The organism is Candidatus Methylomirabilis limnetica (assembly GCF_003044035.1).
In the GTDB taxonomy this organism is placed as follows: domain Bacteria; phylum Methylomirabilota; class Methylomirabilia; order Methylomirabilales; family Methylomirabilaceae; genus Methylomirabilis; species Methylomirabilis limnetica.
The window spans coordinates 37,062-47,362 of sequence record NZ_NVQC01000010.1; the positions used below are offsets into that span (position 1 = coordinate 37,062).

The window sequence follows — 10,301 nt, forward strand, 5'->3', positions numbered from 1 at the left end:
CATAATTGGCCGGGGGTGCGGGGTGTCTTACGTATTCTTTAAGAAGTTTCGCGCTTCTTTGTAGGCGGGATCGATCTCCATAGCTCGCCTGGCGCAACGAACGGCTCCACTACTATCGCCTAATTCCTTCAGGCAGGTAGCCTTATGGAGCCATGCCTCCTTGAAATTGCTGTCGTAGCGGAGCGCCTCATTGAAGCAGGTGATCGCGGTGGAGTGACGTTTCTGGCTCAAGAGGCATGACCCCTTGCAGTGCCATGCCTTCAGGAGCTTGCTCGGGTCCGTCAGCTCTTTGATCGCGCGGTCGAACAGCTCAATCGCACAGTCGAACTCTTGTATGTGCATCAGGGCCTTGCCGTTACTCAGAATGGTATCGCTGTTGAGAGAGCTGGGGGTTCCAACCCCCTTTTGGGCAGCGATCCCTGTGGCTGGTGGCACGGCAAGAGTGAGATACGATTCACCCTTTATGGAGAAAAACAGCTCCTCATCGCTGGCCGCTTTGGCCGTTATCCGATAGAGGTGACCCCTTACCCCTTTATGGCGGAGCAGCTCATCGAATCGGCTATCCTGCACGTCGCTTGCGTATCGGAGAAGCAGGGTGGAGTAGAGAGTGCTGAGGTGTTGGCTCCGGAGTCGGTCCTTCTCCAGGCTTGACAGGGGGCGGCGTTCCAGCTCGTCCGAGATAGAGAGAAGCTCATCTATTGGTGCAAATAGGGCGTAGGAAAGGGCTGAGGGGGAGACCGCCAGAAACTTTGGAAGCCAGGACCTCTCCTCCTCAGAGAGTTTCAGGTGAAAGCGTCCCTCCAAATAGGGAAGCAGTCCAGCCACTAACATCTGGACCGCAAAGTTCGAGCGGAGGAACTTGAATCGCTGAGATCCATCCAGGAACTGGCGGGCCAGGTTGAGGAAGATATCGAATTCTGGCTTGATGGAATAACGATTAAACCGCCACCGCGGCAGACCGGCAGGCTCTGTGATGAGGAACCCTTCATCGAGAAGCTCCTGCATCACCTCCCGAAGATCGCTTAGGGGTTCTTTGGTATCCCGCGACAGGAACTCGATGTTCTTTTGCCCGGACTCTGCCAGGGCAAGGAGGACCTTTTCCATGGCTTGCAGGTTCAGGCCGCGCTTTCCCTTCAAGGAGCCATCTAGCCGTTTGATGGAGATGGCCACGCGAGGGGAGACCGGTGATCCGTAGGCATCAAGAGCCGCGTATGCAGCCCCTCTTTTGGACTCAATTCGAAAAATCCAGTAGAACCTTCCCGCCATTAAGACGAGGTTCCCTGCCCCAGGTCTTGCCATAACCCGGCCCTCGATCGTGTGGACGATGTGATCGGAGGAAGCGATTAGCTTTGCACGCCGAAGCAGGACACACATCTTGTCAACCCCGAACAGGTGATAGTCACCCCTCGCCGCGGCATCAAGACGTGAAAACCAGTTTCGGGCGGTTGGGTGGAAACCGGAAACGGAGAAGAAGATACCAATAAGGTCCTTATCCTGGCGCCGCGCCTGCATATAGCGTCTATGTACTCCCTGCAGTTCCTCCAGGCGAACCTCGTGAGGGATTGTACACCCATAGCAGTGCAGGCGGTGAGCGCTGGAACGGTGGCGTGCCTTCAGATCGATGGTAAGACGTATTGCGGAAAGCTTAGGGTGAAAATCGGTATAGCCGAGATCGTCGAGGAGGTCCTCTATGAGCTGCGCTAAGGCGAGCGCCCTCTCTTTGTTAGATCCAGCCAGGATCTTCATACCGATCGCCTCAGAAGGCGGTTTTGCTGTAATCCTTGGCTGTTTTCGTGTCACCCTCGCTAACCCTCCTCGTACAACGGGTCCCTCGTGACTAACCTTTTTTTATTCAATTAACATAAGAAGCCTCAAAGGTCAAGCGAGAAGTTGTTTTCTTGGTAAATACTGGCTTGGAATCGTCTCAGGTTGACAATTTCGGAGGGATCATGGTATTGATTAGAGAAAGTGAAAGAAGTAATATTTCCTAGATAATGCATGAGGGATGGTTCGTAACATGCGTGTACAAAGGCGTTGTAAAGAATGTATCGTGATATCATTATTAGTTCCATCAAGATAATCGCTTAACGTGATCGAAGAATCCCTCCTGACCTCCCTTTTCCAAAGAGAGGTACCCCTCTTTGGAAAAGAGGGGCGAGGGGAGATTTTCTTAGTGGAGCGATACGACCGGATCGTGGAGAGACTGCGATGAAGGTTCGAGTGCGATGTTTCGCGGCCGTTCGTGAGATTGTCGGGGTCGGCGAGCTGATCGTTGATCTGCCGGAGGGGGCCGCGCTGATTCAGCTCATAAGCCAGCTTGGATCCCAGTTCCCGAGGTTGCAGGCGCTCACTGGATCGCTCCTGTTTTCAGTTAATCGAGAGTACGCTTCTACTGATAAGAGGTTGGCAGAGGGGGATGAAGTTGCGTTAATCCCCCCTGTGAGTGGGGGAACCGATGTTTGAAATCACCGATCAGCCGCTCTCGCTGGAGCCGCTCGTGAATGCCGTGAAGCGGTCGAGCTCTGGGGCCGTCGCAACCTTCCTCGGCGTGGTGCGAGAGCAGACGCGGGGTCGACAGGTCCGCTACTTAGAGTATGAAGCCTACCGGGAGATGGCGATTCCCAAGATGCGCGAGATCGTCGAAGAGATCCACCAGAAATGGAAGGTGGACGAGGTCGCCATGATGCACCGGATCGGCCATCTACAGGTCGGGGAGGCGAGCGTGGCCATCGCCGTGTCTGCCCCCCACCGTCACGAGGCGCTCGCCGCCTGCGCCTACGCGATCGACCGCCTTAAAGAGATTGTACCGATCTGGAAAAAGGAGGTCTGGACGGATGGTGAGGAGTGGGTCGGCCCCGGAACCTGCGAGCACCACTGAAGAATTTGTCATTTTGTAGGGGCAGGCCTTGTGCCTGCCCAGATCGGGCGACCACAAGGGTCGCCCCTACGCCGAAGAGGGTGGGGTTTTCGGGACAATCTCACATTAATCGAGAGCGTGGATTGCTTCGTCGCGTTACTCCTACTCAGAAACTGGCTAAGTTTCTGCCACCTGCGGGTCCGCCCCCGCTGGATGGGGTACTCGCCATGACCGGTCGATTTGTTATTAGTACCGTCAGACCCGATAGTCCTCTGCCTCGATGATGCGTCTGGCGATGGCCCTTCGCAGGCGGGTAGTGTTGCTGGGTGTGTAACGGGTCAACTTCTTCAGGGCGCTGAGCTGAGTCCAGAGCGTATCACCCTCCTCCATCGAGGCCAGGCCCTCCTTGGCCAGTAAGTCGATCCGGGCGAAGGCGTCGCTCATATAGACCTTGACCATATCCGATTTCGATTCTACCGCGCCCTCCCCATCTCGCTCTACCGATTTCAGCGTGCGGAGCAGCGCGCTCTCCATGGCAAACAGCTCGATCACCAGATCGCTCAGTACCCCCAGGATCTCCTGCTCGTCTGCAAGCCGCTCGCGATACTTCTGGACGACGGCTCCAGAGACCATCAACGCGATCTTCTTTGCTAGCTGGAGCATCCGGATCTGCTCACCAAGGTGACCCTTGGGCGCCTCCTCTTGACTCGGGCTGTACGCGAGCAGGTCAGCCATCAACTTCTGAGTCGCAACGAAGAGTGGCAGGCGTCCCTGCAGCGTTCGCCGGAAAAGCGTCGTAGGAATCAACAATCGGTTGATCTCGTTGGTTCCCTCGAAGAGTCGGTTGACCCTGGCATCCCGATAGATCCGCTCGGCCGGATAGCCCGCGATGTAGCCGTAGCCGCCGAAGATCTGGACGGTCTCGTCAGCGACGTAATCGAGGGCCTCGGAGGCATAGACCTTGTTGATTGAGCACTCAACGGCGTACTCCTCAACCCCCTTGGCGGTCTCGATCCCCGCCCGCTCGTCTTCCTGGTCGATACCTGATATGTTCCGCTCGATCAGGCCGGCAGTCCGATAGACCATCGACTCGGTGACATAGGTCCGAATCGCCATCTCGGCCAGCTTTTTCTGGATGAGGCCGAAGGAGGCGATAGGTTGTCCGAATTGTGTGCGCTGCTTCGCGTATCTGACCGCCTCGCGCAGGGCCAGCTTGCAGAGACCCAGGCAGCCGGCTCCGAGCTTGAGCCGGCCAATGTTCAACAGGTCGAAGGCGACCTTGTGTCCCTTGCCGATTTCATAGAGGAGGTTCTCCACGGGGACCCTCGCATTCTCCAGGATCACGCTCCTGGTGGAGGTTCCCTTGATCCCCATCTTTTTCTCTTCCGGTCCCAGGCTGACGCCGGGCGTGTCCTTGTCGATGATGAAGGCTGTGAACTTGTCGCCGTCCACCTTGGCGTAGGTAATGTACAGATCGGCAAAGCCGGCGTTCGTAATGAACTGTTTCGTGCCGTTCAGGATGTAGGACTTTCCGTCAGGCGAGAGGAGCGCCTTCGTTTTGGCGCTGAGCGCATCAGAGCCGGAGCCCGGCTCCGTGAGCGCATAGGAGCCGATCTTTGCGCCGGTGGCGAGCAGGGACAGGTAGCGGGCCTTCTGCTCGGCATTGCCGAACCAGGCGATCGGGAGCGATCCGATTCCCGAGTGGTCCAAGACCGAGATGGCAAAGGAGCCACCCTCAATCATCTGTTCAGCAATGACCGTGGAGGTGATCAGATCCAGCCCCAAGCCGCCGTACTTGGTCGGGATATCCACCGACAGTAGCCCCAACTCCCCAGCCTTCTTGAAGAGGGTGAGCGTAAGGTCCCAGTCCTGGTGCTCGATCTGCTCGGCTTTAGGCTTGACCTCGGCCTCGATGAACTCCTGTGTCAGCTTCCGCATCATCTGCTGTTCCTCGCTCAGATCTTCAGGCGTAAAGACCTCCTGAGGAGGTGTCTCGCGGATGAGAAAGCTACCGCCCGCAACGAGCTCATTCTTTGCCGTAGTCATCCGATCCTCCTCTAAGAGCAAGGGTATAGGGTATAGCCTAAGAATAGGCTTAATGAACTACCCCGCGGCAAGCCGCTGGGTATCGTCTTCTGTTCTGGCCCGTCATTCCGTGCTTGACACGGAATCCAGTCGGGCCCTCTGGATACCGGCTTCCGCCGGTATGACGAACTCTCGGCAAGCCGCGGGGAATGAACCCCCAGTGGATTCAACTGACTCCACCTCTAGACCTAACTGCATACCCTAACCCCTAGACCCTTTCGAATATGCCCGCAGCCCCCATGCCTCCGCCTATGCACATCGTGACCATTCCGTAGCGGGCTTTTCGTCGCTGCATTTCATACAACAGCGTCGCCGTCAGTTTCGCGCCGGTGCAGCCGAGGGGATGACCCAGGGCGACGGCGCCGCCGTTGACGTTCACCCGAGGGGTAGGGATCTTCAGCTCGTGGATGACGGCAAGAGCCTGGGCGGCGAACGCCTCATTTAGCTCGATCAGGTCGATCTGGTCAAGGGTGAGTCCCGCCAGCTTGAGCGCCTTAGGAATCGCCTCGACCGGTCCGATCCCCATGAGATCCGGCGGCACGCCTGCGACGGCGAACGCCCTGAAGACCGCGAGCGGCGTGAGCCCCAACTGGCGCGCCTTCTCCTGCGACATGACTAAAACCGCGGCCGCGCCGTCGCTGGTCTGGGACGAGTTGCCGGCGGTAATGGTACCGCTCTTGTGGAAGACCGGCTGGAGCCTGGCGAGCGCCTCGACAGAGGTATCGTACCGGACCCCCTCGTCGGTGTCGAAGATCATCTCATCGGTGACGATGCGTGGCGCACCCTCCCCACGGAATGTCCTCCTCACAACGGTGAGCGGGACGATCTCGTCCTTAAATCGTCCCTCCCTGATGGCGGCGGCGGCCTTGAGGTGGCTCTGCAGGGCAAAGCCATCCTGCTCCTCTCGGCTTATCTGATACGTGTGGGCAAGATTTTCGGCGCTGTTTCCCATCGAGATGTAGACAGCCGGATAGTGCTCCGCGAGGTAGGGGTCGGGCGCGTATGTATTCCCGCTCATCGGGACCAGGCTCATGCTCTCTGCTCCGCCGGCAATGATCACGTCGGCAAAGCCGGCCATGATCCGCTCGGCCGCCATAGCGATGGTCTGGAGCCCGGAAGAGCAGAAGCGGTTTACGGTCTGCCCAGCAACGGTGTAAGGCAACCCTGCCCGCAGCGCCGCGACCCTCGCCATATTCATGCCCTGTTCCGCCTCCGGGAAGGCACAGCCGATGATGACATCCTCGACCTCTCCAGGTTGAAGTCCAGGCACCCGCTTCATGAGTCCGGCAATCACAGTCGCCGCCATCGCGGTAGGGGGTGTGGCGCTGAGCGTACCGCGTGGCGTCTTACCCACCGCCGTTCTCACCGCCGCCACAATCACAGCCTCTTTCATGCCTTTACTCTCCGCGTGTCATTGCCTGGCAAGTCCCCCCTCCCTCCTCGGCGTAGGGGCGACCCTTGTGGTCGCCCGATCTGGGCAGGCACAAGGCCTGCCCCTACAGGGGAGGGTGAGGAAGGTGGGACAGCACGCTTCTGAAGCGTTCTGTCAGTTCCTCAGCGGCTTGCCGGTCTTCAGCATGTGCTGCATCCGCTCCTGGGACTTTCGTTCACCGCACAGGCTGAGAAAGGCCTCCCGCTCCAGATCCAGGAGATGCTGCTCAGTGACCAGGGTTCGGGGCGCCACATCGCCACCAGCAAGGATATTGGCCAACTTCCTGGCGATCCGCTCGTCATGATCGCTGATGTAGCCTCCACGCTTCATGTTATACAACTGCGTGTCTACTGCGGCGATGGCGCGCGTCCCTAGAACCTTGATGTCATCTCTTGGCTGGAGTGGAGTATACCCTTCGGCAACCAGCCCAAGGGCCACCTGCTTCGCCTCGTGCAGCAGGCGATCCTGGTTCATCGTAAACCTATCGGTTGGCCTGATGTAGCCGAGCCGCTGCGCATCCTTCGCGCTGGTGGAGACCTTAGCGAAGGCGATCGTTTCGAAGGCATGGCGGAAGAACGGAAGCAGATCCACCTCCGCCCCTTCCGGGATACCTTCCAGGCTTCGGAGCAGCATCTCCTTGCAGCCTCCTGCGGCCGGGATCAACCCGACGCCCACTTCCACGAGCCCGATGTAGGTTTCGGCGGCAGCGCGGATCCTCGCGGTGTGCAGACAGATCTCGCACCCGCCGCCGAGCGTCATGGAAAACGGGGCCGCTACCACCGGTTTCTCGAAAAGCTTGAGCGCCATGTTGGCATCCTGGAAGGCCCGCACCATCAGTTCGATGTCGTCCCAGTTCTCATCCTGGGCCTCGAAGAGGATGGCCATCAGATTCGCGCCGACACAGAAGTGTTTTCCCTGATTTCCGATCACCAGGGCGTCAAATTGCTCGGTGCAATGCTGCAGGCTCGTCCGCATCATCTGAAGGATGTCAGGACCGATGGCGTTGTTCTTGGAGTGGAACTGCAGACAGGCGACCCCATCTCCCAAGTCGAGAAGCGACGCGCCGGGACTGCGATCGACCACCTGTTGCCGTTCATGCAACGTTCGGAGATGAATGATCCCAGATCGCTCCGGAACCTCAACCTGTTTGGCTGCCCAGAGGTCAAAGGCGTATTGCCGTCCCGCCTCGCGACGGTAGAAGCTCTCGGTACCGCTCTGAAGCAGCGTGGTCACCAGCGGTGCAAGCGCCTTGCCCTCTTGCGTCATACGAGCGCTAGCCTGCTTGACCCCCAGCGCGTCCCAGAGCTCGAACGGTCCCAACTCCCAGCCGAAGCCCCACTTCATGGCCTGGTCCACACTGATGATGTCATCAGCGACCTCAGGGATGCGATGTGCAGTGTAGAGCAGGGTCTCGCGTAAGACCTGCCACACGTAATGACCGGCGCGGTCATCGGCAGAGGTCAGCGCTCGAAGTCGCTCCACGGGCTCCTCGATCCCCTGGGTCATGTCGAGTGAGGGGAAGGTCACCGGCCGCTGCTGTCGGTACTCCATCGTCTTGTAATCGAGGACCAGGATCTCGCTCCCGTTGGCCCCTTTGACCCGCTTGTAGAACCCTTGTCCGGCCTTCTCGCCCAACCAGCCGCGCTTCACCAGCTCCAGGAGGAAGGGGGGAATGGTATAGGCCTGCCGCTCCTGATCGTCCGAGAGAGCCTCGGCGATATTGGTGGCGATGAGCACCACCGTATCGAGGCCAACCAGGTCGACCGTTCGAAACGTTGCGGTCTTGGGGCGACCAATGGCGCCTCCGGTGAGCCGATCCACCTCCTCGATCGAATAGTCTCCCTCCACCATGAGCCGCATGGCGGTAAAGAGGCCGAAGGCGGCAATCCGGTTGGCGATAAAGTTCGGGGTGTCCTTAGCAAAGACAATTCCCTTGCCCAGCGTCCGTTCCGCGAAAGCGGCCATCCGCTGCCTCACCTCGGGCAGGGTCTCGGGACCAGGGATCAGTTCCAGGAGTTTCATGTATCGCGGCGGGTTAAAGAAGTGCGCGCCCAGAAAGTGCCGGCGAAAGTCGGCAGACCGCCCCTCGACCAGTAGCCGGATCGGGATCCCCGAAGTGTTGCTGCTGATGAGGGTTCCCGGTCTGCGGTGGGCTTCAACCTTTGCAAGGAGGGCCTGCTTGATCTCAAGCCGCTCGGGTGCCGCCTCGACTATCCAGTCGGCCCTGGAGAGCCATTCGAGATGGTCTTCGATATTCCCGATGGTAATCAGGCGGGCGTCTTTAGGCGAGTAGAAGGCGGGCGGAGAAGCCTTGAGGGCGTACTCAAGGCCTTTTGCAGCGATACGATTGCGGAACGCAGGGCTTTCCCTGGTCAGCCCCTTGCGTCGCTCTTCCTCCGTCAGCTCAGACGGAACAATGTCAAGCAGGAAGGTAGGAATGCCGGCATTCGCAAGGTGCGCGGCGATACCGCTCCCCATCACGCCCGCCCCCAGAACAGCCACACGCCTGATCTCTGACGACATCCTTTCTCCGATCCATACCCCCTTTCCAACCCTCCCCCCCTCGGAGGGGGAGGGGACGGGTGGGGGGCTTTCTGGGCAATTCCAACGTGCGCTATGCTGTCCGCTCGTTTGGGGGGATTTGCTAGCCAAAGAGTACTTGACAGGCCAAGGGTTGTAAAGGCGAATTAAGCCTTAATTTCTTATTGACAACGAATCCAATGGGATGGATATGTAATCGGGGGCACGTGGCAACGTGCCCCTACAATCGAACGGTTCGGGAAACCGACATCGAACACCAATGGACGATAGATCGTGAAAATCCTGTAGGGGCACGTTGCTACGTGCCCTAGACGGAAGGGTAGGGTGGCATGAACAATAACCTCCAACGCCCGCACCGCCGCAGCGTCCGTCTGACGGGTTACGACTATTCGCAGGCTGGGGCGTATTTCATCACCACCTGTGTCCAGGATCGGATATTGTTGTTCGGCGAGGCGGTGGATGGAGAAATGCGATTAAATGAATATGGTGAAATCGTACGTCGGGAATGGGAACGGACCGGTAAAATCCGACAGGATGTGGGGATAGACGCATTTGTGATCATGCCAAACCATTTCCATGGAATTATCGTCATCGACCCGGGTAGGGGCACGTTGCAACGTGCCCCTACAACCGAACGGTTCGGGAAACCGACGTCGAACACCATTCCGACCATTGTTCGACTGTTCAAATCGACAACTACCAGACAAATTGATTTCGCTAGAGTAAAAGGGACCCACCTAACACGGCAATGATCGAGCAAAAGGAGCCCACTCTGATACGCTCGCTGTTTCTCGTGTGTTCGAGCAAGACCACACCAGAGACAGGGAGGGAGAGGAGTGCTAGGGATGGATCAGTACGAGCTCATCAGGACGGCCGCTCGGGTGTATCAGAAGAGTATTCGTCAGATCGCGCGGGAGACTGGGCATACACGCAAAACGATCCGCAAGGTTCTAGCTGGCTGGGAGCCTAAGTACCGGAGGAGGCACGAACCGGCCTCCCGGGTGATGGACTCGGTCGCCGCCATCATCGAGGGCTGGCTCCGCACGGATCAGGAGACCCCCAAGAAGCATCGCCACACGGCGCACCGGATCTGGACCCGACTGGTCGAAGAGTATGCCTTTCCGGGTGCGGAGTCGACAGTTAGACGATGGGTGCGGGAGCAGAAGGCTCGGCTGGGATGGCCGACAGTCACAGCGGTCATCCCCTTAGACCCGGAGCTCGCGCAGGAGGCGGAAGTCGACTGGGGAGCTGCCTGGGTCCGCATGGCAGGAGAGGAGCGGCAGGTCAAGCTCTTCTGTATGCGATCGCGCTATTCGGGCATGCCCTTTGTGCGGGCCTATCCGTACGAGCGACAGGAGATGTTCTTCGATGGCCACACCCGAGCCT

At 58.6% G+C, this 10,301-nt stretch carries 7 protein-coding genes and 1 pseudogene; 4 read left to right on the forward strand and 4 right to left on the reverse strand.

Annotated features, from left to right (window positions below):
* Positions 1-27 precede the first annotated feature (27 nt).
* Positions 28-1,800 (reverse strand): tetratricopeptide repeat protein, encoded by a 1,773-nt coding sequence (locus CLG94_RS02110; RefSeq protein ID WP_133174600.1) that lies wholly within the window; start codon positions 1,798-1,800, stop codon positions 28-30.
* Between the two features lie 408 nt (positions 1,801-2,208).
* Here CLG94_RS02110 and CLG94_RS02115 point away from each other — a divergent pair, with 408 nt between their 5' ends.
* Both CLG94_RS02115 and CLG94_RS02120 read left to right on the forward strand, forming a co-directional pair.
* Entirely contained in the window at positions 2,209-2,463 is a 255-nt protein-coding gene (locus CLG94_RS02115) for a MoaD/ThiS family protein (RefSeq protein ID WP_107561249.1), read from the forward strand.
* A complete protein-coding gene (locus CLG94_RS02120; RefSeq protein WP_107561250.1) occupies positions 2,456-2,878 on the forward strand; it encodes a molybdenum cofactor biosynthesis protein MoaE in 423 nt (140 codons plus the stop codon). Before CLG94_RS02115 ends, CLG94_RS02120 begins: the two co-directional genes overlap by 8 nt.
* A gap of 234 nt (positions 2,879-3,112) precedes the next feature.
* Here CLG94_RS02120 and CLG94_RS02125 read toward each other — a convergent pair whose 3' ends face one another.
* From CLG94_RS02125 to CLG94_RS02135, 3 genes are all read right to left on the reverse strand, one after another.
* Positions 3,113-4,903, reverse strand: coding sequence for an acyl-CoA dehydrogenase FadE (locus CLG94_RS02125; RefSeq protein WP_107561251.1), 1,791 nt, complete (start codon positions 4,901-4,903; stop codon positions 3,113-3,115).
* Between the two features lie 247 nt (positions 4,904-5,150).
* Complete coding sequence (locus CLG94_RS02130; protein WP_107561252.1) at positions 5,151-6,335, reverse strand: thiolase family protein; 1,185 nt, start codon at positions 6,333-6,335, stop codon at positions 5,151-5,153.
* A gap of 153 nt (positions 6,336-6,488) precedes the next feature.
* Positions 6,489-8,897, reverse strand: a complete 2,409-nt coding sequence (locus CLG94_RS02135; RefSeq protein WP_107561253.1) for a 3-hydroxyacyl-CoA dehydrogenase/enoyl-CoA hydratase family protein — start codon at positions 8,895-8,897, stop codon at positions 6,489-6,491.
* A 347-nt stretch (positions 8,898-9,244) separates the two neighbouring features.
* Here CLG94_RS02135 and CLG94_RS02140 point away from each other — a divergent pair, with 347 nt between their 5' ends.
* Both CLG94_RS02140 and CLG94_RS02145 read left to right on the forward strand, forming a co-directional pair.
* On the forward strand, positions 9,245-9,667 hold the full coding sequence (locus CLG94_RS02140; RefSeq protein ID WP_107561254.1) for a transposase: 423 nt from the start codon (positions 9,245-9,247) through the stop codon (positions 9,665-9,667).
* A 93-nt stretch (positions 9,668-9,760) separates the two neighbouring features.
* Positions 9,761-10,301, forward strand: a pseudogene (locus CLG94_RS02145) (IS21 family transposase); the annotation flags it as partial.